Origin of the sequence: Nostoc sp. LEGE 06077 (genome assembly GCF_015207705.1) — a bacterium.
Lineage (GTDB): Bacteria > Cyanobacteriota > Cyanobacteriia > Cyanobacteriales > Nostocaceae > Nostoc_B.
Genome location: NZ_JADEWI010000016.1, coordinates 1 through 24253 on the forward strand (window position 1 = coordinate 1; position 24253 = coordinate 24253).

The following is a 24253-nucleotide window of genomic DNA, read 5'->3' on the forward strand; positions in this document are numbered from 1 at the left end:
TTGCGAAGATAAAAAGAGTAATCGAGACTTAGCCAAAGTTCGAGTTGTCGGTGAGCATATTAATCGGAAACTAAAGATATTTAAAATCTTGTCTGACCGTTATCGCAATCGGAGAAAAAGATTTAGTTTGAGATTTAATCTCATCGCTGGTTTGTACAACTATGAGCTTCGTCTCCCTAAAACTGAATCTGCTTAACTGACTTTTGCAAGAGGTCTATTGTTGATATGGTGTAAACTGAGTTTCAAACGCATAAAAAAGATTATCAGAGTTTGGGTTAATTCCGTAAAATTTATCTGTACTAATGCTTGAATGCTCAACTTTGAGGTTTGAGTTTAGTTTAATGTATACATTATCTAGATTTAAACTGTATAAGTAAGAGCAAAGAGAAGCCGGAAATGAAGAATTAAAACAGTTTTTACCCCAAGATTCTTTTTGGGTAAAATCTCTGTTTGAGTGTACTAATCCAAATAATCCAGGCTGCTGATTTTGTATATTTCCCCATAACACAGGTTCTGATGAAAAAAAGGAGTAATAAGATATTACTGTAAACACTAGCAGCCGATACTGCCATATCAGGATTGTTGAGTAATCCGGCGGTAATAGCGATCGCTCAACCTCAGATAGACGCAGACAGACACAGATGAATTTGATAATTATCTGTATTTATCTGAGTTTTTCCTATGAGCGAAGAAGTCTCGACGAAACTAGGGTTTATCAGGGAAACTATCTCTCAAACTGAGGTTGGTGGTGTGCGTCTGCGGGGTACGGATTGGTTTGCTTGGGCTACTGGTGGTGCTTCTAATACTGTATTGCTGACTGCTGAAACTGGGGTAGCAGAGTTGTTGGTAACTGGACAAGATGCGTGGGTGTTGACGGATGAAATAGAAGCCCAGCGTCTCAAAGATGAGGAATTACCCAGTGATTTGAAGCTGCATATTAACCCTTGGGCTGATGCTGCGGCTCGTGAGGCTTTTGTCCATGAGGCAACGGATGGGGGTATAGTTATTAGCGATCGCTGCAATAACTCAACTTCACAAGAGCAAACAATACCACCATCTCTACAACAATATAAACGGGTATTATTGCCAACTGAGTTAGAACGGTATCGCCACGTTGGACAACAAGCCAGCGCCGCGATGACAGAAGTGCTACAAGCTACCCAACCTACTTGGACAGAATATCAGTTAGCGGGTGCGGGTGCAGAAGCTTTGTGGGCGAGAGGTTTACATCCGGCGCTGACATTGGTAGCTGGCGAGAGGCGTTTACCTTTATACCGTCATGCTACAGCGACGGGGGAACAGATTGGACGACAAGCAATGCTGGTGTTTTGCGCGAGGGGGTATGGATTGTATGCGAATCTCACAAGATTTGTTTGTTTTGGTAGCCTGACTAAGGATGAAGCCGAATTACATCGTCATGTCTGCGAAATAGAGGCTAAAGCACTCTCCGCATCTCAACCGGGAATGACGCTTGATGCAGTTTATTATGCTTTAGCGCAAGCCTATGAACAACATGGGTTTCCTCATGCTATCCGTGAACATCATCAGGGAGGAACTACAGGCTATTTAGCCAGAGAAATTGTTGCCAATCCATCGACTAACGACTTTTTAACAGAAAATATGGCGATCGCCTGGAATCCTAGTTTAACAGGTGCGAAGGTTGAAGATACTTTTGTCGTTCTCAAGGATGGAAAGCTAGAAAATCTCACTTTTGACCCCAATTTTCCTAGTGTGGAAGTGGAAGGAAGATTGCGTCCAGTGCCTTTGGAAATTTAAGTCAAGTTTTAGAAAAAATCCCCCTTTTACCTAACAGGATCAAGGGGGATAATGGCTAAGGTCAGAGGATATCAAAATTTTTAACCGAATTTACCAGCCGTTGAGGCTATGAGGAATGCTGCATAGGTAAGAATGTAACCAACGGTAAAGTGAGCTAGACCAACTAACCAACCTTGCACGATAGATAAAGCTACAGGCTTATCTTTCCAGCGAACTAAGTTAGCTAAAGGTGTGCGTTCATGCGCCCAAACTAGAGTTTCAATTAACTCTTGCCAGTACCCACGCCAGCTAATCAGGAACATGAAACCGGTAGCCCAAACTAAATGTCCAAAGAGGAACATCCAAGCCCAGACAGATAAATTACTCGTCCCATAAGGGTTGTAACCGTTAATTAACTGAGCAGAGTTAGCCCAGAGGTAATCACGGAACCAACCCATGAGGTATGTAGAGTTTTCGTTGAACTGAGCAACGTTACCTTGCCAAACTCCGAGATGCTTCCAATGCCAGTAGAAAGTTACCCAACCAAGGAGATTCAACATCCAGAACATAGCTAGGTAAAAAGACTGTTCCCAGGAAGAAGTTTGGCAAGTACCACCCCGTCCAGGCCCATCACAGGGGAAGGTGAAGCCGAAGTCTTTTTTATCGGGCATTAGCTTAGTCCCACGGGCATCCAACGCACCCTTGACACAAATCAAGGTGGTGGTATGCAAGCCGAGAGCGATCGCATGGTGTACCAAGAAATCACCAGGGCCAATGGTCAAGAATAAAGAATTTGTGCCGGAGTTAATCGCGTCTAGCCAGTTCGGCAACCAGACGTTAGCCTGGTTTGGCCAAGCTGTATAAGCAATGCTATCTGAGTTAGATAACAGAGTATCCATCCCATAAAGCAGTTTGCCATGAGCAGATTGGATGAATTGAGCAAACACCGGCTCAATCAAGATTTGCTTTTCTGGGGTGCCAAAGGCAACTACAACATCATTGTGAACGTATAGCCCCAAGGTATGGAAGCCTAAGAAAAGAGACACCCAACTTAGGTGAGAGATAATCGCTTCTTTATGCTTCAGTACGCGCTCAAGGACGTTACCTTGATTTTGCGCTGGGTCGTAGTCTCGTATCCAGAAAATGCCAGCATGGGCAAACGCACCAATCATCAAGAACCCAGCAATGTACTGGTGATGGGTGTACAGCGCAGCCTGTGTTGTATAGTCCTTAGCTATGAAGGCATAAGGCGGCAGCGAGTACATATGTTGCGCCACTAATGACAATGCAGTTCCTAATGCTGCCAAGTGTATGGACAGTTGGAAGTGCAAGGAGTTGTTATAAGTGTCGTATAGCCCTTGATGCGGTAAGTTGAACTGTCCTTCAGTTTGGATACCAAAGAATTGTTTGGCATTGAGCATCTCTTTGATGCTATGACCAATCCCGAAGTTAGTCCGGTACATATGCCCGGCGATGATAAAGATAACGGCGATCGCTAAATGGTGATGCGCCATATCAGTCAACCACAGCGACTCTGTTTGAGGATGGAAACCACCCAAAAAAGTCAAAATAGCGGTTCCTGCACCTTGGGATGTGCCGAAAATATGCCCAGTCGTATCTGCATTTTGGGCGTACACACCCCAGTTACCCGTCCAGAATGGTGTTAAACCTGCTGGGTGAGGCAAAGTGGTCAGAAAGTTTCTCCAGCCCACATGAACCCCACGAGATTCAGGGATAGCGACGTGAATCAAGTGACCAGCCCAAGCTAAGGAGCTAACGCCAAACAAACCAGCTAAGTGGTGGTTCAGACGAGGTTCAGCACTCTTAAACCAAGTCAAGCTAGGACGGAACTTCGGTTGCAAGTGTAGCCAACCTGCGAACAGGAATAAAGCTGCTAACAGCAACAGGAAAATTGAACCCTGGTAGAGGTCGTTATTTGTCCGCATACCGATGGTATACCACCAGTGATAAACACCAGAGTAAGCAATATTCACGGGATAGTTAGCACCACCTTGGCTGAAAGCTTCTATGGCTGGTTTACCAAAGTGGGGATCCCAAATTGCATGGGCAATTGGGCGAATATGGAGTGGATCTGTAATCCACTGTTCAAAGTTACCTTGCCAGGCGACGTGGAACAGAAGACTCGATGCCCACAAGAAAATGATGGCGACATGACCGAAGTGAGTAGCGAAAATCTTTTGGTAGAGATTTTCCTCAGTCATGCCATCATGACTTTCAAAATCATTTCCTGTAGCGATCGCATACCAGATTCGACGCGTAGTCGGATCTTGAGCGAGATCCCGGCTAAATTTAGGATATTTTGTAGCCATGTATTCTAGTCATATCCTCCTTAAACGCTAATCCAAATTGCTAGTTCTCATGAGCCAGCAAATTTTTGCAATTGAATCAACATCCCTCCAGCCTAAAAATGGAGGTCAATACTAATAGCCAAAGCTGGCAATTATTAGGATTAAACACGCTGAATTTTTGAAATTACATTTTGAGGCAGTATGGTGCAATTCATGAGCCTAGAATTAATAAACAAATTAATTACCATTGCTACCATCTAACTAAAGATGGATTCTCATTATTAAATGAGTTTGTAGTCTTCTACACATTGCTGATGTTCCATGCAGCCTATATCATTTCTCTTGTAGGATGAGCTTAATCTTTAACAAAATTTGGATTTTGGATAAAAAATTTTAAGCTGCAAATTACACAGAATTCAATCAACTATCATGCTTAAATACTGCATTCTTGATGAGATTGGTTAACTAAATATATTGCACCATTCTCAACAAAGTAGGCTGGTCAAGCTAATTGGTTGGTTTAAAGTGAAAATAGCTTAAGGGTTGATAACTCTGTAGTAAATGGCAGCAACAAATAGGAAAGCCGCCAATATCACTAAAGCCAAACCGTAAAGCAATCGTTTATAGGGTAAATCTGGATCAGTTATTCCATAATCTCTTCCTACCTGAGAGATAAATCCAGCTTTGTGGGGGCTTTGAGGATTAATCTCATCAAGTGTATTTTCTGTTGTTTGAATTTCTGGCGATCTCATATATTTTATATCTCATATTTTGTGGCGATGTTGCTGCCATAATTCCAAATTTTTACTAATCAGTGCATCATACTTAAGAATTACTTTGATTTAATGTTTGTTTGTACTGAATGATTTATCTAACATAAAGTTATACCAATTCTTGATGAAGCAGCGCTAAATAAGGCTTCAAGAATAAAGTCGTAAGAAGTGAGAGAGGTTGCATAGAAAAGAGCTTCGAGAATGAAATCATAAGAAGTCAAGGAGACAACACGTTCTGGCGTAATTTGACTAAGAATTTCGTGGAGGCGCTTACGCAGTCCATCAAGTGTGTTGAAAACTTGACCCTTAATGTGAGATTTCAGGAACTGCCCGAATCTTTTGATGGGGTTAAGTTGTGGGCAATGGGCGGGTTAACGCAGGGGAATAATATTTTTAGGCCATTTCCAACCAGAGGTCAGTATTCCCACACTAAAGTCTTTCTTATCTTAATATTGACTGTTACTTCATCTTTACAGACGATTTTTACTAGGAATAACAATCATGGCAAAATAAGGTACTTCAGCTGGATCAACTTCATTTAAGGGGACAATTCTCTGCTGTGACATTGTTGCCCGTTCAATATACAATGCTCGCGATGCTAATCCTAACTGCTCCAAAATATCCCGCACTTTTGTAAAATGGCGGCCTAGTTTCATAATTGCTGCTGCATCTGTAGTTAACAGTTGTGTGATGAGTTCTTCGGCTGGTAGTGGGGCTGGTAAAATGGTGAGAATATCGTTGTAGTAGGTGAAGGGTACACCTAAAGCGACTGGACAAGCCATGAGTGAGGAAACGCCAGGAACTACTTCGGTATGGTAATGCTGAGACAAGCGTGTGAATACATACATGAAGGAACCGTAGAAAAACGGGTCTCCTTCACACACAACTACGACATCACGCCCAGCCGCGAGGTGTTGGGCAATTGGCTCAACTTCTTGGTCGTAAATGGCTTTGGCTTTTTCTGGTTCTAAGGCGCGGGGTAGGTGAAAGGCGACTTCTATTTGCTTGCCTGTTAAATATTGAGACACGATCGCTCGCGCTATACTTTCTTTATCTGTGGCTGATTGATAGGCAATTACAGGTGCGGACTGCAATAGCCGCAGTGCTTTGACTGTCAACAGTTCAGGGTCGCCAGGGCCGACACCAACTCCATACAAACGGCCTTTGGTTGTCATGATTATTCTTCCTCCGTTGCCAAGGCGTTAACAGCGGCGGCGGCGATCGCACTTCCACCCCGCCGACCATGTAATGTCATAAATGGTACATTCCGACTATCTGCTGCTAGGGCGGCTTTTGATTCGGCTGCACCGACGAATCCGACAGGGAAACCCAAAATTACAGCAGGTTTCGGCGCTCCTTCGTCTAGCATTTCCAGTAATCTAAATAGGGCAGTAGGTGCATTACCAATGGCGACAATTGAGTTTTCTAAGTGCGATCGCCATAATTCTAAAGCGGCGGCTGACCTTGTATTTCCCAGTTTTTGGGCGAGTTCTGGTACTTCTGGATTATTCAGGGTGCAGATAACTGCGTTATTGGCTGGTAGTCGTCGCCTTGTGACTCCTTCGGCTACCATCCGACAATCGCATAAAATGGGCGCACCAGCTGTGAGTGCGGCGCGTGCTGATTGCACTGCTGTGGGTGAATATCCCAAGTCGGTGACAATATCCGTCATTCCACAGGCATGAATCAGACGTACCGCAACTTTTGCTACATCTGTTGGTAGCAAATCTAAGTTCGCTTCTGACCGAATGATCGAAAAGGAATTACGGTAGATTTCGTTAGGGTTTCGGATATATTCGGACATTTTCAATTACAAACCGCAGATATAGACGCTTTTGCGGTTTCCCGCAGGGTACATTGATATATTGCTGATGGCTGAGAAAATAACTCTTGTAGTTGGGTAGTCTTGTATCGATTGACAAATTCTGCAAAGGATTCGTCATGATTCAGTCGATGAATCTTATACACTTTGAGTATTTGTTCGATGAGTGCAGGTAGTTCGGCAAAACTGATGTATTGATGGATTTTTCGACCGAATTTTGCGTGAGTCTCGCTATCCCCAACATAAACGTGATAACTTTCTATGTGGCGATAGCTCACACCCAGTAAGGTGATATCACCATTGTGATGTTGGGCGCAAGATTTTTCACAGCCGCTAAAGTGAATATTAATTGGGCGGTCTAGCCTAACACGAGTTTCCAGGTAATCAGCTAATACTAAGGCGTGACCTTTGGTATCTGTTGCAGAAGCCGCACAACCCCGTGTACCAGAACAGGCAACCAATGCACCTTTAATATTGGTGACTGCGGAATCTAATCCTAAGTTAGCTATGTCACTTTCAACCTCAACAACCCACTCTTGGGGAATATCAGTGATGAGCAAATTTTGCCAAGGTGTGAGTCTGATAGTCCCATTCCCATATTTTGCTGCCAAATCGCCCAAACGCCGTATTTGCAGACTTTCCAAACGACCTAAAGGTAACACTACGCCGAGATAAAATAAACCTTGCTGGCGTTGGGGATGAATACCAATATGCCAGGAATTTGCCTGATTTTCTAAGGAAGGTTTGGGAATAAACTTTTCACAACGCCTCAAAGCAAATGTTAACTGCTGTTCAACTTGCTGAAGATAATTTTCCCATCCCAAACTATTGATAACTGCTTGTAAACGTAGCTTGCGTTTACTATGAGTATCAGTATGTTGTAAATAAACATCTGCTAAAGCTGCCAAAACTGACAAACATTGTTCTGGCAACAATATAATTTCTGTATCGATGGGTGGTTTGCTTTTGATAAAACTTAGATGCAAGCGTAAGTAAACTTGATTGTCGATTAACTCAGCCTTCAACAGCATATCATTGAGGCGATCGCTTACCGCAACTTTCCCACCGCCATCAAAGCAAACGCTAAACTTAGCTGATAGTCCTGACAGTTCAGGATGCGCTGCTATATAATCATCCCAGCTTTTAACTAAAGGACGAGTATCGATTAATTCTGCTGGGTCGATACCCGCTGTGGGACTAGTCATAATATTGCGGATGTGGTCTACAGCCGAATTAGGCGAACCCAAACCCAAACTTTGTAGTTGCTGGAGAACTTCGTTATTGATACCTTGGCTAATTTCCCGAATTTGCAGATTAGCGCGATTTGTGACATCCACATAGCCACCACCGTAATTATCTGCTATCTCTGCGATCGCCTGACATTGTTGACTATTAAGTATCCCACCGGGTATTCTCAGGCGAGATAAAATGCCATCTTGAGCAGATGTAGCGTAAAATAAGCCTGGACAGGCAGTAAATCCCGAAAGCAAAGTTTCAACTCCTTCTCTGTGTGACGCAGAGATTAGATCATCACTGTGTCTTCTCGACACACCCGGAGTTGGCATTCTGACTTGGGATTTCCCTTCACAGCTGCGGCACAGTCCCGGAATTTCACCGGAGTTTCCCAACTCCAAGCTTTAGTAATTTACCATGAGACCGTCTGCGGAATGCTCAATACTTCACATTTTTCATTAATCTTGAATGGATAAATTAGCAAGAATTATATCTAGGGAATTACCAGTAAATTGTAGGACTTACATCTAGAGATGGATGAATGATGTTCAGTGTATAAGTAAAAATTTTTACTTATAACATCACAGATATTTGTCCAATAAAAATTTCTGAGGGGAATCCTAATTTATGAAATTTAAAACCCTATGTGCAAGCATAGCGGTAGCTACTTCTATGGCTACAAGTATAGTATTTGTTCCTCAAACTCATGCCCAGGCTCAAGATAGCCGAAATCGCATTGAACAGGCGAGTTCAAGAGTGCCAAGATCTTTGGAAGTCCAATGGCTTTTGGGATTTATACCCTGGCCAACATTTACTAAAGATTCAAATAGGCATAATTTAAGCAATAACACTACCTATGCAAATAATCCCAATAATTCTATACCAACAAATATAAATAGCCCAAATAGACCAAAACTAGGAAATACCAAGCAAGGATATAACCATAAAGAAGTTCCGGTTCCTATCTTAATACCAGGACTAGTTGCTTTAGGTGCAGGTTTAATCCGCAAACATCGCCAAGAGCAAAAGCAAATAGAGGTGAAAGTAGAATAAATTACTTCATTATTTCTTGCAGATAAACAGTGAGAATAACATTAGGTTCTCACTGAAATATATTCAGATTATTCATAAACCTTGGTCGCTTCAAAAATAGTGAAGAAAAGAGGTTTGAATCTTTTTATATCCCTCTAAATAAATCATGTCCTTTGACTTAAAAGAAAACTTATTAATTCCTTTAGCGAAAAAACATAATCAAGTTATTTTATGTGGCTTGTTTGTGGGTTTATACTATTACTTATTTTTTTGGCTCAAGACACTAATACAGTTTCTGATTGGTGGTAGTACATTTCCATTATTGACAATTGCTGCGGCTTATTTAGGATTATATGAGTTATGGCAAAATAAAAATAAAATCACTAAGTTAAATACTACAACTATACAACGAAATCTAGGCTGTAGTATAATTTTATTTGGAGTTACTCTTTTTCCTTTCAGTGTTTACAAAGGTTGGTCTCAAGCATTTGTTTGGTTAGGAATTTTATTAGGTATTATCTTTAGCACTTGGGGAAAAAATTTCTTTAAAGATTATAAACGCCCTATTTTTTTGATATTTTTAAGTATATATCCTGGGATTTACTCTCTACCAGCGTATATATGGCGAGCCTTGACTCCTGAAAGAACAATGGATTACATCCAAGCTTGGAGTGTTAATTTAGCACTTCACGCCATAGGTTATCCCAGCACTTTAGATAAAACATTAGTTAAATTACCTACAGGTAGTGTAGATATTGGGTGGGGTTGTAACGGATTTGATTTGATGGTCTTGATGCTTATGACTAGTGTTTTAATAGGTATTGCTTACAGACTGACTAGCTTCCAGATATTAACAATCAGCCTTTTAGGATGCCTTATAGCTTTTACTTTTAATACTGTTCGCATTGCATTATTGGAAATTTCTGTTGCTTATTGGGATGGCAAAACATTTGATTTTTGGCATGATGGTTGGGGAGGACAAATTTTCTCAGCCGCTATGTTTACAACATTCTATTACCTGCTTGTTCAAATGCGACTACTGAATTTTGCCTATAAAACAAAGCTCCAATCAGTAGATCAGCATAAATAAAATTAACTACTTAAAGTCTTTATTCATCAACAGTCATGATCAAAACCTTAGCATGACTGCACAATAATTCTTTTGCTATAGTTACTACAAAGCCACAGAAAAGCCAAAACGCTACGGAGGCTTGCTCGTCGTAGTAACTATTCATCAAGTTTTAAAAAAGTGTTTTAATGGCAACTTTAAAATAGCAGATTTTTAGTTAAGCTTTAAGCGCTATGATTGAAGTTTATTAAAGCTATTATGCATTGGTTATTATCTGGGCCGTTGACTGTAGAAAAATTAACGGTGAAGATTGCGGGTTTACCTGCATCGTTACAAGGTAAGAAGTTGGTGCAGATGTCAGATTTTCATTATGATGGTGCGAGTTTGTCTGATGAGATGTTAGAACAAGCGATCGCACTTAGCAACGAACTAAAACCAGATATCGTGCTTCTCACAGGCGATTATGTCACAACTAGCCCGCAGCCAATTCACGAACTAGTTTTAAGACTAAAACACTTACAAACTCAAGCTGGTATTTATGCCATACTCGGTAATCACGATATATATTACCGACATTCAAAAACAGAAATTACGAAGGCTTTAACTAATATCGGAGTGGGTGTTTTATGGAATGAAGTAGTCTATCCGTTTGGAAATGAATTAGCATTAGTTGGACTAGCAGATCGTTATTCACCAGAATTCAATCCTATACCTGTAATGGAGCAGTTAAACCCAAATATACCCCGCATTGTGTTATCTCATAATCCTGACACGGCGGAAATGTTACAAGGGTGGCGGGTAGATTTGCAGTTATCTGGTCATAGTCATGGTGGTCAAATCGTGATTCCGGGCTTAGGGGCGGTTATAGCTTATCGCAAAAAAATAGTCCAAAAAATCCCCTACAAAATCCGGCGTTGCTTTCCATTGTTACGCAGAGACAATTTTGTCATTCGTCATTGGGAATGGGCGCAGGGTTTACATCGTTTAGGAAGCAATCAGCTATATGTTAATCGTGGTTTAGGAACTTATTCTCCAGGAAGGCTATTTTGTCCGCCAGAAGTGACACTTATCACCCTACAATGTGCATAATTGATTATTGAGTTTTTACAATTTTTTAAGATGTATTTTATTATTTGATAAGCTGTAAACGCTGGTAGGAGGATTGTTTTTTACACTATGCATTGGTTGTTTACGGGACGTTTAAGTGTAGATAAAATAACGGTTAAGATTGCCGAACTGCCGCAATCTTTAGAAGGTACAACTTTAGTACAGTTATCAGATTTTCACTATGATGGAATGCGGCTTTCGGAAGAAATGTTACAAGAAGCGATCGCAGTTACAAATGAAGCCGAACCTGATTTAATTGTCTTAACTGGGGATTATGTCACTGATGATCCTCGCCCAATTCATCAACTGGTGATGCGACTCAAACACCTGCAAAGTCGCTGCGGGATTTATGCTGTACTTGGTAATCATGACATCCACTACAATCATTCTCAAGCCGAAATTACAGATGCTTTCACTAGTATTGGAGTTAATGTGCTGTGGAATCAAATAGCCTATCCTTTTGGTGAAGAATTACCCATCGTCGGTTTAGCTGATTATTGGTCGCGGGAGTTTAATCCTGTACCTGTTATGCAGCAACTAGACCCATTAACACCGCGTATTGTTCTATCCCATAATCCCGATACTGCCAAGATATTAGAACAGTGGCGAGTTGATTTACAGCTATCTGGTCATACGCATGGGGGTCATATTGTAATTCCCGGTTTTGGCCCTGCGGTTTATTATTACAAAAAGCTACTCAAGCAAGTACCAAAAAAACTGCGGCGGTGGATTCCATTTTTATTGGATGATTGCTCGAAAGTGGTGAGATATTGGGAATGGGCGCAAGGTTTTCACAAAGTAGCCAATAATCAGTTATATGTTAATCGTGGTTTAGGAACTTATCGACCAGGACGCTTTTTTTGCCCACCTGAAGTTACGGTGATTACTTTAATGAAGTCTGAAGTGTGAAATATTTGCCTTGAAGTTTTTAGCCTGCGTACATAAAACTATTAACCGCCTAAGTTACGACAGATTCACATCAGTAACTTGAGGCGGTTTATTAAACAATATACAATCGTTCGAGAAGATGGAAAAAGCAGAAGAATTAACTCAAATAAGGTGGATAAATGCAATCGCTGTTCTCAGACTTCAACATCCTTGATTATAATAGGCTGGCATTTCTGGCTGTATGTTCAAAAACCTCCAACAAAATCAATAGACTCAAGGCGAAAACACTTCCATCGGATGTGATAGTTGAGTTGCGATCGCGTGGATCTTAGAGCAGGAGGCACAGGCTCTAATTTCAAGTTTTTTTACTTCACTTAAACTTAACCTTTCTGTACCTTGACCTTAATCTAGCACGCTGCAATTTTCAGTGGTATGTGTATTTACTAAATGTGAACACCGTTAATGTGTCGCAATATTCTGGGGCATTTTCTTAAGATTCTTGGTGCTTTTTAATCACATTAATATTAAGTTTATTTAAGCATAGGTGACTGGAAGTCGTGGCTATAGCAGGGGACAGGTAATAGTTGATAGGTGACAGAGTTAAAAGTCTGATGTTATCTAGGTTTTATTCTTTACCAATGTCCTAAATAATATAGCTAGGGCTATAAACCAATACGGTTCAGTTAAGGTTGTCAGCTTATTGATCTCAGAAGAACCAAGACTTGGGGGAGAATCCCCCAAACCCCCTCCAAAAAATAGATCTGTTTTATGTGTAGCAATTAATTTATTTTCTTAACTGAACCGTATTGGTTTAAATGGAAAATTATTTAACGGCTATCCATTGGGTCACAGGAGACATTGCACGCCATCCGAGGAATTTACCAATGGGTTCGGCTTTTTGAATGGCAATGCGGGTAAAACTGCCGCCGACTTTTTCGTACCATTGAAATAAGGTTTGTTCACCTTCTATGGTGACGGCGTTCGCAACTAAACGTCCGCCTGGGGGTAGTGCTGACCAGCAAACATCAAATAATCCTGGTGCAGTTACTCCACCACCAATAAAGATAGCGTCTGGTGTGGGTAAGCCTTGCAAAGCTGATGGTGATTTTCCGGCGATAATTTGCAGGTGTGGCGTACCTAAAGCAGCGGCGTTATCGGCAATATATTGGAGTCTAGAGGAATTTTGTTCAATGGCGATCGCCCGACACCGGGGATGAGTTCGCATCCATTCAATGGAAATTGAACCACAACCCGCCCCAACATCCCACAAAAGTTCTCCTGGTAGGGGTGCTAGGGTTGATAAAGTCATCGCCCTAACTTCTCGTTTGGTGAGTTGTCCATCATGATGATAAGCATGATCTGGCAATCCTGGTAATCTGGATAAAGCTCTTACTCCAACATCCGCAATACAATCAACAGCGATTGTATTTAAGTCCGCAATTTCTGTTTCACTCCACAATGCGGCAGTACTTGTAATTATCCGTTCGTGAATGCCACCTAGACGTTCTAAGACAATAATTTTACTCTCACCATAGCCGCGACTTTTCAAAATTTGGGCGACAACTTGTGGTGTTTCTGTTCCTTCGCTCAAAATTAATAACTTGGCTTGAGGATAAATATAAGACTGAAGCAAACTCGCCGGACGACCGCATAAACTTAAAGTCTCTACCTCAGTTAATGACCAGCCAAGTCTGGCGCAAGCGAGGCTAAAGGCTGAAGGTGCGGGAATAATGGTGATTTCTGAGATGGGAATATGTTTGGTTAAGGTGACACCAACGCCGTAACACAGAGGATCACCGCTGGCTAAAATGCAGAGTTGCTGACCACGACGGCTGATAATTTCGGTGACGGAGGCGCTAAAAGGAGAAGTCCAAGGAATTTTTTCCTGTTTGTCATCAGTGGGGAGCATGGACAAATGCCGATCGCCTCCCATAATAACCTCAGCTTGAGCAATTATAGAACGGGCGATCGCACTTAAACCCTGTAATCCATCTTCGCCAATGCCTATAATATAAAGCCATTTCAATGTATTATTCCCCAGCCCCGATTTAAGAAACTTTCTTACAAACAAGAATACACACAGTGACTACCAAGCAGGCAACTTCAGCCAGCAAAAATGCGCCGACAGATGAGAGATCAAGTTGTTTAACTAATAGTGAAACAATCGCCGTTCCGCCTGCACTACCCCCAAAGTATAAACCTGTCCCCAAGCCAGCCTGATTTGCGGATAGTTTGCCTAGTGCTAAGGGAATCATCCCGATCAACACTAAACTAAAACTAATGCCGAAAGCCAGAATTAAAGCAATCGCCAGAATGTAATTATCGTTTAATATTGTTACCCCCATCAAGCCGGTCATTGTTCCCAAACCGAGTAACGTCGATTTATTTGCACCTAAATCTGCTGTCCAGTCTCCTAAAGGTACAGATGCGATCGCTGAGACTAACAGGATCTCCGAAGCGATAAATTCTACTTGTAGTCCTGGGAGTTGAGTTTGTAATTCTTGGGGAAAAATGGCAAATAACAGGTTAACTTCAAATCCCGTGGCTAAACCGAGGGCAAAAATCAGGATTAACAACACCGTCGGCGCAGATTTATCGTGATCATGAATAAAAGGGACAAAAGTCTGTTTGGGAGTGAATATTTGGAAAATATATGCGCCCAAGACTAAAGCGATCGCACCTAACATAAAGGTAATGGATGCACCTAAACTAGAAAGTAAGGTGTTTAATAATGGGGCAATCGCGCCCACTGTCCCAAACACCAATACAAGAATGGCGTTGGCTTGGGGTAATTCGGCTGCGGGGACAAACTGAGTTAAAAGGGCGATCGCTGGGCCACGAAACATAATCATGGCGACAACCCAAACTGTCATCAACACGGGAATAATCCAGCGGATACCTGTCGGTAAATTATAGTCAGCCAACAACGAGACACCCACAAACATTAACCCAGCTAACACCACCCCAACGCTAATCATCGGTAAACGACTACCCAAGCGCTGCTGGATGCGATCGGAAATTCCGCCATTCAATGGTTCAATAACTGCGGCGATTAACCCTTGCACTATTCCCAGCCAACCAGCTAACTCCACCAATTCTAGGTCTTGTAATATTTTGGGTTGATAAAAAGCATATACCATCCAACTGAGGATGATTGCCGCTAGTAAAGCTGCTAATCCCCAAACCTGTCGCCATAATATTTCCCGGTTGGTGTTGCAAGAGTTAACCATGATTCTGCCTTATACCCGTGGTGTGATTTTAAGACAAATTCTTGAAGCTAAATCGCATTCAAAATTGCACAATTAATAAATTCAAAAACAATTTCTCTGTGCAATTCATCACACTAAAATAAATCAGGCTTAAGTACATATTAGGGAAAATACTAATACCAAGTATTCAGAAAATAGCCTTAAATTATCTCATTTATGCCAGTTCTTAGATTGCTTGATGTTATTTATTGCACAGGCTTTATCTGAGAGATTTAATTGAATTTATGCAAAATCTTGTGTTTAGCCATAATTTCAGCTATTCTGAATTTTAACTCAAGTTACCACATTAAATAATTTATGTAATCTAACTGGGTATATAATCCATTACTTTAACAGTTAGCTAGTTTACATACATCGTAAAAATTTATGTCAAATTAAATGCAGGTATATGATTATTAATAAGTTATATTAATGACATAATTATGATTGATTTATTTGTTTACTATTTAATCCAGATCCCAGCTTCTAGCTAAAGTAACAAAATAGGCATAAACAGAAATAATCTCCAGATACTGAACAGCATCCTGGAGATATAACCATAAATTATGGTTTGCAATCTTTTTATCCTAATTGAAGTTATTGTAAGTACAATTAAAACTTCGCTTAACCCATTTCAACAAATTCCAAATTTGGGATTACTTGGCATTTTGTAATTTTTGTCTGCGGCGTTGGTATAGGAACATCCCACTTACTGCTAACATCCCCAAGGTAACACTAGGTTCAGGAGTAGCTTGGGATTTCTCGAACTTACCAGAACCTATATGAAATGTGTGGTTATCAGATTCAAAACCGCCGCCCCCAACTTGGGAAAGTCTGATTTCGTCAAAGTTGTCGCCTTTACCGTCGGAGAAAAACTCAAAAAAGCCATTCTTTTGGTTACTCATATTGATACCCACAACAGTAGCAATATCGTTTAACTGCTGGAAGTCCCATTTTGCAACTGTTACCCCGCCCTTCAGCAGTTCAAAAGTATTACCAGTACTTAAAGCACCTGCATCAAGACCAAAATAGTTGAAAACACCACCATTTTTGGCTTTAATACTCACAAAGTTATTGTCAAATACTGCTAAGTATTTGCTTTGGTTGACTTCACCACTTGCACCAGCAGGCGCCCACTGATCATTAAAAATACCTGTACTTCCAGCGCTAGTTGAATAGCTACCTTTAGAAAAAGTGTAATCTACTAGATCGTTGCCTTTAAATGTTTTGTCATTTACGTTATTGAAATCAATAGTGACAAAATTTTTATTGTTGACATTTTCGGAGAACGCACCTTCATTAGTAACGTTGGATGTTCGGTAAGCACCAGTATCGTAACTCAAGCTAATAGCCTGGGCAGAACCAGCACTCGCAATAGCAGCGATCGCAGATACAGAAAGAGCAGCGCAACAAGCAAGTTTTTTGATAGACATTGTATAATTTTTCCATCATTAATGTTTCGTAAATCAATTGTGCAATCAATTTCTCCTAAAACAAATGATGTAATTACTAGATTATATTTACTGGCTAAAAGGCATGATTTAGTATTATTATTTGGTCGTATTTACGTATAAAAAGACTGCGATTACAGGAAAAATGTAAAGCACAATTCGTTTTTGATGAAAAATCTATAACTACTATGAAGTAAACTGTGAAAAATAAAAATACCGTGTTGAAGATAGCCGCAAAGTCAAGAACAGGTAAAACTGGCAGCCTTCAGTCATGGAAAATATTCGGGTGTATTCTGTAATATATATAATTTAAGGGAGAAAAGCTGGGTTTCTATATGCCTATATTTCTAGTCTGAGGGGGTTAATATTCAGCTTATAGCAATTTTATATTTTGAATTTGAGATTGTCAGCAATGTATCTATAGGAATCCGACTTGATTATTGAAATTACTTGTGTAGGAAGGTAACTCTTAACAGGGAACAGGAAAAGACGTAACAGAGGTGTACTGATTTTTTTGTAAGAATTCAGCACCCAGGAGTCAGAAGCTAGAATTTAGAAGTATCTATAGGATGAGAAAATTAATTCATCAAATCTTTCTCCTGATTCTTTAAACCTTCTGACTCCTGAATTCTGACTCCTGAATACTTACATTTTTTTCTGCAAATCAAATATGATTCGTATATAGCGATTCTAAATGAGTTATGCAAATTATTCGTTAAGGCAGGGAACAGGAAAGAAAAATTTCCAAATGTGCCTTTTTTCACAAATGAATTAGGACTGCTATATCTCAATCATTTTTCCAACTACTATTACTATGGAATGGGGATGAGGATAAAAATGCCTAAAATAATAAAGACGCAATTAATTGCGTCTTTACAGCATGATGAAATGAAATTGTAAATTCGGAAAAATTATCTTCCAACAAGTACTGATTTTTCTGGCTGCTCTTGTTGATTTAGTCCTTGTTTTAGTTGCTGACAAAGCTCATCGAACTCTGAATCTCTTTGTTCAATAATCTGTCGTGCTAATGTGATCAATCTGCCAATATTTTCTGGACTCGTATCATCCATATTGTCATTAGCTTTGGTTAATTGTCTTTGGAAACGATAATATTGTTTAGGATAACCATCAGCTTTTGGCAACCATTGTTCTAGCTGACAAGCTACCGACTCACTACTACCATCCAAGGTAATATTGAGTATTGGCTGCACCCACTGAACTAGTCCCCACTCCACTGCTTGATCGTAATTGTATCGACGATTCAGTGAACCTGTACCTAATGATACGACTAAAATATCATTGATAGTCAGAGGTTTTTTGTCGGGCTTTTGCGGATCAGGTCTAGCGGAAGAACTTAAAGCTTCCATAATTGCCAAGGATGTGGGATTATTAGCAAATACACCACCATCGACTAAGGCATAGTAACCGCTATTTGTCGGGTCGGCTGTATCAATTTTGTAAGGTTTGAAATAAGTTGGTGCAGCAGAAGTAGCCATTCCTGCTTCCTTCATGGTGTAACCATCACAAATTTTGCGGAAGTTTTCGCCTAATTTTTGGTCTTTCACATTGTTGACAAAGAAAACTGGCATCCGCAATTCAATATCATAGCTAGTAATAAATAGATCAGTTAGTGCTTTCTTGATTAGAGTATCTTGCAAATATTCTGTTAAAACTTCATCCCTACCTTTAGAAGAATATTTGGCCTTTAAAATATCATCAAACTTGATGCTTTTTGCTAGTGCAGATTCCGCAAAAATCCGTTTTCCCTCTTGGCGATAGATGTCAATTAAATCTTCTGCTTTAAACTGAGGCTGATTTTGATTGCTAGGATGTGGCTTAGTTAAAGCAGCAGATAAAATCCCGCCTGTTGAGGTTCCCGCAATTAAATTAAATAGCTGACAAATCGGTTTACCTGTGCGTTTTTCGATTTCGGACAAAATAATTGCTGGGATAATACCGCGAATACCGCCGCCATCAATCGACAATATTTTGTAGCGATAAGTCATGTAATCTCCTAATTATAATCTTTGTGGCTATTGCTTGAAGAATCCATCAGCCAATTTGACCGTAGGTAAATTCAATAATATAGTTTTTATTATTACAATTAGTTCAGTGTTAACACTTAAAAAATAACTAAAAAACAGAGACCTGGATTTTCAAAAAATCCAGGTCTCAAATTTGACTTTTATTATTTGGGTAATTTAAGTTAAAGGGTCAAAGATTGAGCGTTAGTTTCAATTAACTTCGTCAAGTCTTGTAAAAAGGCTGCGGCGTGAGCGCCGTAAATAATTCGGTGGTCACAGGTAATATTTACCTGCATTTGTTGGTGTACCCCAAATAAACCATCAGCAGTAGCAACCAGTTGAGGACGAGCCGCCCCGATCGCCAGAATTGAACCTTGCCCTGGTGGTAAAATTGCATCAAAGGTATCTACACCAAACATCCCCAAGTTAGACAGTGTAAAAGTACCACTGTTGTATTCGTCTGGTTGTAGTTGTTTGGCGCGAGCGCGGTCTACTAAAGATTTCCAATTGCGTGAGAGAGAATAAATATCTACCATGTCTGCATTCCGCAATACTGGTGTAATCAATCCTCCGTCATCCATTGCCACTGCTACAGATATATTGATATCAGAATGATAGACAATTCCCTGATCGGAGTAGCTGGCGTTGAGTAATGGATGTTTTTGCAATGTCACAGCTACAGCTTTCGCCAGTAGCGCGGTAATTGTCACGCCTTTCGATTTAATTTGTTTGTAAAGCTTATCTAACCCATCGGTGGTAATTGTGTAGCCTACACGGAAAACAGGCACAGATAAACTAGCCACCATCCCCCGGACTACCGCATTTTGTAAGGTAGTTAAAGGTACGATTTGACCAGGAACTGTACTATTGACGGCGGGAACGGGTGCGGGTGCTGCGGCTGCTACCACAGGTGCTGGTGTTTGAACTGGTGCAACATTTGGTGTGGGAATTGCCGGGGCTGCTGGTTTAACCTTGTTAACTATAGCTTCCACATCTTCCGCCACAATGCGACCGTAGGGGCCACTACCTTTTAGGCTAGTTAAATCAACTTTTAATTCTTTGGCTAATTTGCGGGCGCGGGGTGAGGCGACGAGTCTACCTTCTTTGTGGTTTGAGCCGTTACCGTTGTGGGTGGCTGCTGCGGTTGCGCCGACTGCGGCTGTCGCGGGTACTTTTTCGGGAGCAGGTGCTGTCGCCGCAGTGCTACCGGAGTTAGCTAGAGATTTGGCTGCTTCAATTTCTGCTTCGGTTTCGGCGACGTAAGCGATCGCACTACCTACAGCCGCACTCTCACCAGCTTGGACAATGATGTGTGCCAGATATCCTTCATAGAAGGTTTCTACATCCATGTCTGCCTTATCTGACTCGACAACCACCACTGTCTCGCCTTTTTCCACTTTATCCCCTGGCGATTTTATCCAGGAGACAATTTTACCTTCCGTCATGGTGGAACTAAGCGCCGGCATGAATACTTCGTGAATGCTCATATGGTGGTTTTAGAATCGATAAATAATTTATGGACTTTAACAGCTTTTGCCAGATCGAATTGTATCTTGGCTAGAGAGTTTTATAGCAGGAGGCAGAAGGGAGAAGGTAGAAGACAGGAGGTAAAAGTCTTACGATTCCTGGGATTCACCCTCTCAAAATGTTCTAACCTATCTGATCTACGGCTATAAGTTTGAGATTTTCTATTTTATGCCATGAACAAGGACAAAGGACAAATGACAGCCTTCTCCTGTCGGAGACGCTACGCGAACACTAGTTATCTTGATCATTGCAACCGACCGACATAGTACTAAGTCCAGGCGCGATCGTATTGTACTGGCCAGAGTTTTTCGTGTCCTAGTGTTTTGGCTGCTAAATGTGGCCAGTAAGGATTGCGGAGTAATTCACGTCCCAATAAAACTAAGTCGGCTACTTCTGTTTGGATAATTTGGTCGGCTTGTTCTGGAGAGGTGATTAAGCCAACTGCACCTGTAGGGATTTTTGCTTCCCGCCGGATACGTTCAGCAAATTGTGTTTGATAACCGGGTTTCACGGGAATGTTAATCCCAGGGATAATCCCCCCAGAGGAACAGTCGATTAAGTCTACACCCAAAGTTTTGAGTTTATCGCTCAAAATAACACTTTGTTCAATGTTCCAACCTTTGTCTATCCAATCGGTGGCGGAGATTCGCACAAATAAGGGATGGGTTTCCGGCCAGACTTGACGCACAGCTGTGACAATTTCTAACAACAAGCGAGTCCGATTTTCAAAACTCCCACCATATTCATCTTGACGTTGATTAGCTAAGGGTGAAAGAAATTGGTGGAGTAGGTAGCCGTGGGCTGCATGAATTTCGATGACTTTGAAGCCGGCTTGGAGTGAACGTTGAGTTGCTTGGATAAAAGCTTGGATAATCTGTTGAATTTCGGCAATACTCAAGGCTTCTGGGACTGGACTGTCTTTACTAAAGGCGATCGCACTACTGGAAACTACAGGTCGCCAACCTTCTTGTGATTCATCTAAGGCTTTTCCGCCACGACTGGGTTTGGCGGTGCTGGCTTTTCTCCCTGCGTGGGCGAGTTGTATCCCGGCGACTGCACCAAAGTTATGAATTAAGTCGACAATTTTGGCTAAACCTTCTGTGTGTTCGTCTGACCATATACCCAAATCTTGCGGACTAATTCGTCCACGCGCTTCTATTGCTGCTGCTTCTGTGAACACTAACCCCGCACCACCAACGGCGCGAGAAGTTAAATGTACTAAGTGCCAGTCGTTAGCATACCCATTTGTACTAGAGTATTGACACATGGGTGAAACGACAATGCGGTTACGAAAGGTGATTTCTCGAATCTTCAATGCCTCAAACAAATGTGCCATTGGAATGATTTCCTTTGCTTACTAGGGTAGAAAAACTGCTGAATTCAATTCTGAAAAGTTCAATCTCTAGATCATGCCCAAAAGCCTAAAGGCGGTTACAATTATTTTGCAAGTTTGCCGAAAAACATTTGTAAATTTATATAAATAAAATAGCGCTAATTTATCAAATTAGACAGTGATAACTAGCTGACAAATTTTCACCGATCTGTCAAACTCCAACTAGAATTCTGGTGATCGATCGCCATCACCCAATACCCAAAAAAATATTTATAATGCTTGATTACTATCCATCCAATAATATAGCTAAATTGTGCAGCAGGTTGCAGAAGAAAGTCTATATTATTAGTGAATAGTTAATTAATCTACAGATGGTTCACCACCAAACTCTACTGAGAGTTTCTACTACTGGCAAATCTTTTCAAAATATCACTGCTAAAATTGCCGCGATAGTCTCTGAGTCGGGCGTAGAAACTGGTCTTTGTACTTTATTTTTACGCCACACTTCCGCGAGTTTAGTAATACAAGAAAATGCTGATCCCGATGTATTGGTAGATTTAGCTAACTTTATGGCCAAACTAGTTCCTGAATCCGGTGGATACATCCACGATGCTGAAGGGCCTGATGATATGCCAGCACATATCCGTTCAGCTTTAACACACACTTCTGAACATATACCTATTAATCGCGGTCATTTGGTATTGGGTACTTGGCAGGGTATTTACGTTTGGGAACACCGTCAACGTAGTCATGTGCGCGAGTTAGTTGTCCACATTTCTGGCTAATTATTAAGATGCCTGATGAGTGTTTATTCCTATTTTTTAACTTGACATCAAGCAGCAACAAATAGAATTTTGCAAACAATTTTATTATCTACAATCTTCAAGATTAGCCGCTAAACTGCGGCTTTTTTATAAATATATAATTGTTAAAATTTATTTATGTAAGCTTAACATTATTAGGCATTCCGATACAGAAGCTAATAAAATAAAATATATTACTTGCTGAGGTTAGTTCAATCTGTATGAAGCAAGACATACCTTTTACTTATAATTTTCAAATTATTGATGAATTTCTGTTGCAAAATGTTCTCAAACCTTTATCACTCAATCCTCAGAAACAATTAATTACAAGCTTTGCAGAATTAGAAAGTTTGATTGTGGAAGAAACAACAGATATTAGACTGATATCGAATTTGCAAAATACATTAGAACTCATACTAAATGCTCAGTTAGAAAACTTCCCTGGAAATATTTTTTGGGATTGTGATTTTATGGTAAGTAGTATTTTGCGGCAAGCTGTAGCAATGGGAGATGATGCTGTAGCCTTTTTAAAGACTTTTACTAATAAAATGGTTACTCTCAGCGAGTTATTTGGAATTAATCAGGAAATACGCTTTTGTTACGTTCACGATTTTATCTATGGTTTTGACTGGGCTAGATGGGTACAAAAAGACCCCCAGAATCGCGCTAACGTAGAACCTTTCAGTCTGATTTTTTTAGATTATTTGCTGGCTAAAGCGCAAGAACTCATCCATCGCATTAGTCTTGATCAGGTGACAAATTATCAGATGTGTGATAATGGCTTTCGGAATCCTTTTCCTTTTTCCCGCAAACCAGAAGATGAATATCTTCTGCTAACTTATCTTGCGAGTGCAGGATTCATCCCCGTTGCAGCGTGGAATTGGCATAGTCAGCCTGTATGGAATAAACCTTTTCAGGAAATACGTCAGCAATTAGCATTACAGTTAAATATTCAACCGCAAAGACGATGAGTGGAAAAGTGCTGAGTGCTGAGTCAATATTTTTAGTAACTAAAATAATTATGAAAATTGCTGATTTAATTAGTTGGTTTGAAAAATGGGCGAATCCGGCTTGGTGCGAAAGCTGGGATAATTGTGGTTGGCAAGTTGAGCCTGGGGTTTTGCAAGAGTCGGCGCGGGTGTTGGTGTGTTTAACGCCGACTTTGGCGGTGATGGAGGAAGCGATCGCCCACAATGCTAATCTTATATTTGCCCATCATCCGTTGATTTTTACTCCTCCCAAGTCTTTCCGCCGCGGTGAAGCGATCGCGGAAATGGTACGGTTAGCTTTTACCCACAATATTGGTATATATACTGCTCATACTAATTTCGACCAAGTACAAGATGGTACGGCTGATGTTTTGGCGCAAATTCTCAACCTTCAAGAAGTCACGCCCATCGTACCGACTGTTTCCGGCTTGGGTTACGGACGGGTGGGTGTACTGGAAAAGTTACTAACACTACAAGAGTTACTGGGGATCATTCAACAGCGACTCAAGCCCCCCGATTTGATTTTCTCCCCAACTGCTGATTTACACCAAACAATTTCACGGGTAGCTGTTTTGGGTGGTTCCGGCGCGAGTTACATTTCGGCGGTGGTGAAAACTGGGGCGCAAGTTTATTTAACTTCTGACTGCAAATTTCATCAGTTTCAAGAAAGCCGCGATCGCGGCTTAATTTTAGTTGATGCTGGACATTACGCAACGGAACGCCCAGCTTGCGATCGCTTGTCACAAAAATTTATATCTTTAAACCTTGACTGGGTACAGTTGAGTCAACAGGATGAGGATTTCCGTCGATTTGTTACTCAGTATATTTGATTGTAAATGAAATTTCGTCCTACTTTTTTAGTATATTTTATGCATAGTGATTAGCTGGAA

General features: G+C 40.8%; 20 protein-coding genes, 1 pseudogene and 1 riboswitch. Of the genes and pseudogenes, 9 read left to right on the forward strand and 12 right to left on the reverse strand.

Annotated elements, in window-relative coordinates; genetic code table 11:
• A pseudogene (locus IQ244_RS13065) lies at positions 1 to 196 on the forward strand (IS5/IS1182 family transposase); the annotation flags it as partial.
• Positions 197 to 214: 18 nt separating this feature from the next.
• On the opposite strand, the gene IQ244_RS33380 reads toward IQ244_RS13065, so the two are convergent.
• Positions 215 to 553, reverse strand: coding sequence for a HindVP family restriction endonuclease (locus IQ244_RS33380; RefSeq protein WP_416209774.1), 339 nt, complete (start codon positions 551 to 553; stop codon positions 215 to 217).
• Between the two features lie 128 nt (positions 554 to 681).
• Here IQ244_RS33380 and IQ244_RS13075 point away from each other — a divergent pair, with 128 nt between their 5' ends.
• On the forward strand, positions 682 to 1776 hold the full coding sequence (locus IQ244_RS13075) for a M24 family metallopeptidase (RefSeq protein WP_193894620.1): 1095 nt from the start codon (positions 682 to 684) through the stop codon (positions 1774 to 1776).
• An 80-nt stretch (positions 1777 to 1856) separates the two neighbouring features.
• Here the strand turns inward: IQ244_RS13075 and psaB are convergent, their stop codons facing one another.
• From psaB to cobG, 5 genes are all read right to left on the reverse strand, one after another.
• A complete protein-coding gene (psaB, locus tag IQ244_RS13080; protein ID WP_193894622.1) occupies positions 1857 to 4085 on the reverse strand; it encodes a photosystem I core protein PsaB in 2229 nt (742 codons plus the stop codon).
• A gap of 515 nt (positions 4086 to 4600) precedes the next feature.
• Positions 4601 to 4816 carry a hypothetical protein gene (locus tag IQ244_RS13085; protein ID WP_193894624.1) on the reverse strand — a complete coding sequence of 72 codons (216 nt, stop codon included), beginning with the start codon at positions 4814 to 4816 and terminating at the stop codon, positions 4601 to 4603.
• Positions 4817 to 5307: 491 nt separating this feature from the next.
• The gene (locus IQ244_RS13090; RefSeq protein WP_193894626.1) at positions 5308 to 6012 is read right to left on the reverse strand and encodes a precorrin-2 C(20)-methyltransferase; all 705 of its coding nucleotides are present in this window, start codon (positions 6010 to 6012) and stop codon (positions 5308 to 5310) included.
• 2 nt (positions 6013 to 6014) lie between these two features.
• Positions 6015 to 6641: a precorrin-8X methylmutase gene (locus tag IQ244_RS13095; RefSeq protein ID WP_193894628.1), complete on the reverse strand. Its 627-nt coding sequence runs from the start codon at positions 6639 to 6641 to the stop codon at positions 6015 to 6017.
• Positions 6642 to 6643: 2 nt separating this feature from the next.
• Positions 6644 to 8224, reverse strand: coding sequence for a precorrin-3B synthase (gene cobG / locus IQ244_RS13100; protein ID WP_193894630.1), 1581 nt, complete (start codon positions 8222 to 8224; stop codon positions 6644 to 6646).
• A riboswitch (cobalamin riboswitch) is annotated at positions 8198 to 8327 on the reverse strand. (Overlaps the previous gene by 27 nt.)
• 237 nt (positions 8328 to 8564) lie before the next feature.
• Here cobG and IQ244_RS13105 point away from each other — a divergent pair.
• The 4 genes from IQ244_RS13105 to IQ244_RS13120 all read left to right on the forward strand — a co-directional run bounded on the left by IQ244_RS13105 (position 8565) and on the right by IQ244_RS13120 (position 12009).
• Positions 8565 to 8945 (forward strand): hypothetical protein, encoded by a 381-nt coding sequence (locus IQ244_RS13105; protein WP_193894632.1) that lies wholly within the window; start codon positions 8565 to 8567, stop codon positions 8943 to 8945.
• A 145-nt stretch (positions 8946 to 9090) separates the two neighbouring features.
• Positions 9091 to 10014 (forward strand): cyanoexosortase C, encoded by a 924-nt coding sequence (crtC, locus tag IQ244_RS13110; RefSeq protein WP_193894634.1) that lies wholly within the window; start codon positions 9091 to 9093, stop codon positions 10012 to 10014.
• A 237-nt stretch (positions 10015 to 10251) separates the two neighbouring features.
• Positions 10252 to 11082, forward strand: coding sequence for a metallophosphoesterase (locus IQ244_RS13115; protein WP_193894636.1), 831 nt, complete (start codon positions 10252 to 10254; stop codon positions 11080 to 11082).
• 87 nt (positions 11083 to 11169) lie between these two features.
• Positions 11170 to 12009: a metallophosphoesterase gene (locus IQ244_RS13120; RefSeq protein ID WP_193894638.1), complete on the forward strand. Its 840-nt coding sequence runs from the start codon at positions 11170 to 11172 to the stop codon at positions 12007 to 12009.
• A gap of 802 nt (positions 12010 to 12811) precedes the next feature.
• Here IQ244_RS13120 and cbiE read toward each other — a convergent pair.
• The 6 genes from cbiE to namA form a co-directional block, all read right to left on the reverse strand.
• Positions 12812 to 14014, reverse strand: coding sequence for a precorrin-6y C5,15-methyltransferase (decarboxylating) subunit CbiE (cbiE, locus tag IQ244_RS13130; protein WP_193894642.1), 1203 nt, complete (start codon positions 14012 to 14014; stop codon positions 12812 to 12814).
• A gap of 22 nt (positions 14015 to 14036) precedes the next feature.
• Positions 14037 to 15218: an MFS transporter gene (locus tag IQ244_RS13135; RefSeq protein WP_193894644.1), complete on the reverse strand. Its 1182-nt coding sequence runs from the start codon at positions 15216 to 15218 to the stop codon at positions 14037 to 14039.
• Positions 15219 to 15892: 674 nt separating this feature from the next.
• Positions 15893 to 16669 carry a PEP-CTERM sorting domain-containing protein gene (locus IQ244_RS13140; protein WP_193894646.1) on the reverse strand — a complete coding sequence of 259 codons (777 nt, stop codon included), beginning with the start codon at positions 16667 to 16669 and terminating at the stop codon, positions 15893 to 15895.
• A 929-nt stretch (positions 16670 to 17598) separates the two neighbouring features.
• Positions 17599 to 18693 carry a patatin-like phospholipase family protein gene (locus IQ244_RS13145; protein WP_193894648.1) on the reverse strand — a complete coding sequence of 365 codons (1095 nt, stop codon included), beginning with the start codon at positions 18691 to 18693 and terminating at the stop codon, positions 17599 to 17601.
• Positions 18694 to 18893: 200 nt separating this feature from the next.
• Positions 18894 to 20198, reverse strand: a complete 1305-nt coding sequence (locus tag IQ244_RS13150; RefSeq protein WP_193894650.1) for a dihydrolipoamide acetyltransferase family protein — start codon at positions 20196 to 20198, stop codon at positions 18894 to 18896.
• A 308-nt stretch (positions 20199 to 20506) separates the two neighbouring features.
• The gene (gene namA / locus IQ244_RS13155; RefSeq protein WP_193894652.1) at positions 20507 to 21574 is read right to left on the reverse strand and encodes an NADPH dehydrogenase NamA; all 1068 of its coding nucleotides are present in this window, start codon (positions 21572 to 21574) and stop codon (positions 20507 to 20509) included.
• A 368-nt stretch (positions 21575 to 21942) separates the two neighbouring features.
• Here namA and IQ244_RS13160 point away from each other — a divergent pair, with 368 nt between their 5' ends.
• From IQ244_RS13160 to IQ244_RS13170, 3 genes are all read left to right on the forward strand, one after another.
• Complete coding sequence (locus IQ244_RS13160) at positions 21943 to 22356, forward strand: secondary thiamine-phosphate synthase enzyme YjbQ (protein ID WP_193894654.1); 414 nt, start codon at positions 21943 to 21945, stop codon at positions 22354 to 22356.
• Positions 22357 to 22595: 239 nt separating this feature from the next.
• Complete coding sequence (locus IQ244_RS13165; protein ID WP_193894656.1) at positions 22596 to 23345, forward strand: hypothetical protein; 750 nt, start codon at positions 22596 to 22598, stop codon at positions 23343 to 23345.
• 50 nt (positions 23346 to 23395) lie between these two features.
• Positions 23396 to 24193, forward strand: a complete 798-nt coding sequence (locus IQ244_RS13170; protein WP_193894835.1) for a Nif3-like dinuclear metal center hexameric protein — start codon at positions 23396 to 23398, stop codon at positions 24191 to 24193.
• Positions 24194 to 24253: the final 60 nt, after the last annotated feature.

Excerpts from the sequence above, each read along its gene's own strand:
- IQ244_RS13075 (WP_193894620.1), top strand. The coding sequence starts at position 682 with ATGAGCGAAGAAGTCTCGACGAAACTAGGGTTTATCAGGGAAACTATC.
- psaB (WP_193894622.1), bottom strand. The coding sequence starts at position 4,085 with ATGGCTACAAAATATCCTAAATTTAGCCGGGATCTCGCTCAAGATCCG.
- IQ244_RS13085 (WP_193894624.1), bottom strand. The coding sequence starts at position 4,816 with ATGAGATCGCCAGAAATTCAAACAACAGAAAATACACTTGATGAGATT.
- IQ244_RS13090 (WP_193894626.1), bottom strand. The coding sequence starts at position 6,012 with ATGACAACCAAAGGCCGTTTGTATGGAGTTGGTGTCGGCCCTGGCGAC.
- IQ244_RS13095 (WP_193894628.1), bottom strand. The coding sequence starts at position 6,641 with ATGTCCGAATATATCCGAAACCCTAACGAAATCTACCGTAATTCCTTT.
- cobG (WP_193894630.1), bottom strand. The coding sequence starts at position 8,224 with ATGCCAACTCCGGGTGTGTCGAGAAGACACAGTGATGATCTAATCTCT.
- IQ244_RS13105 (WP_193894632.1), top strand. The coding sequence starts at position 8,565 with ATGGCTACAAGTATAGTATTTGTTCCTCAAACTCATGCCCAGGCTCAA.
- crtC (WP_193894634.1), top strand. The coding sequence starts at position 9,091 with ATGTCCTTTGACTTAAAAGAAAACTTATTAATTCCTTTAGCGAAAAAA.
- IQ244_RS13115 (WP_193894636.1), top strand. The coding sequence starts at position 10,252 with ATGCATTGGTTATTATCTGGGCCGTTGACTGTAGAAAAATTAACGGTG.
- IQ244_RS13120 (WP_193894638.1), top strand. The coding sequence starts at position 11,170 with ATGCATTGGTTGTTTACGGGACGTTTAAGTGTAGATAAAATAACGGTT.
- IQ244_RS13135 (WP_193894644.1), bottom strand. The coding sequence starts at position 15,218 with ATGGTTAACTCTTGCAACACCAACCGGGAAATATTATGGCGACAGGTT.
- IQ244_RS13140 (WP_193894646.1), bottom strand. The coding sequence starts at position 16,669 with ATGTCTATCAAAAAACTTGCTTGTTGCGCTGCTCTTTCTGTATCTGCG.
- IQ244_RS13145 (WP_193894648.1), bottom strand. The coding sequence starts at position 18,693 with ATGACTTATCGCTACAAAATATTGTCGATTGATGGCGGCGGTATTCGC.
- IQ244_RS13150 (WP_193894650.1), bottom strand. The coding sequence starts at position 20,198 with ATGAGCATTCACGAAGTATTCATGCCGGCGCTTAGTTCCACCATGACG.
- namA (WP_193894652.1), bottom strand. The coding sequence starts at position 21,574 with ATGGCACATTTGTTTGAGGCATTGAAGATTCGAGAAATCACCTTTCGT.
- IQ244_RS13160 (WP_193894654.1), top strand. The coding sequence starts at position 21,943 with ATGGTTCACCACCAAACTCTACTGAGAGTTTCTACTACTGGCAAATCT.
- IQ244_RS13165 (WP_193894656.1), top strand. The coding sequence starts at position 22,596 with ATGAAGCAAGACATACCTTTTACTTATAATTTTCAAATTATTGATGAA.
- IQ244_RS13170 (WP_193894835.1), top strand. The coding sequence starts at position 23,396 with ATGAAAATTGCTGATTTAATTAGTTGGTTTGAAAAATGGGCGAATCCG.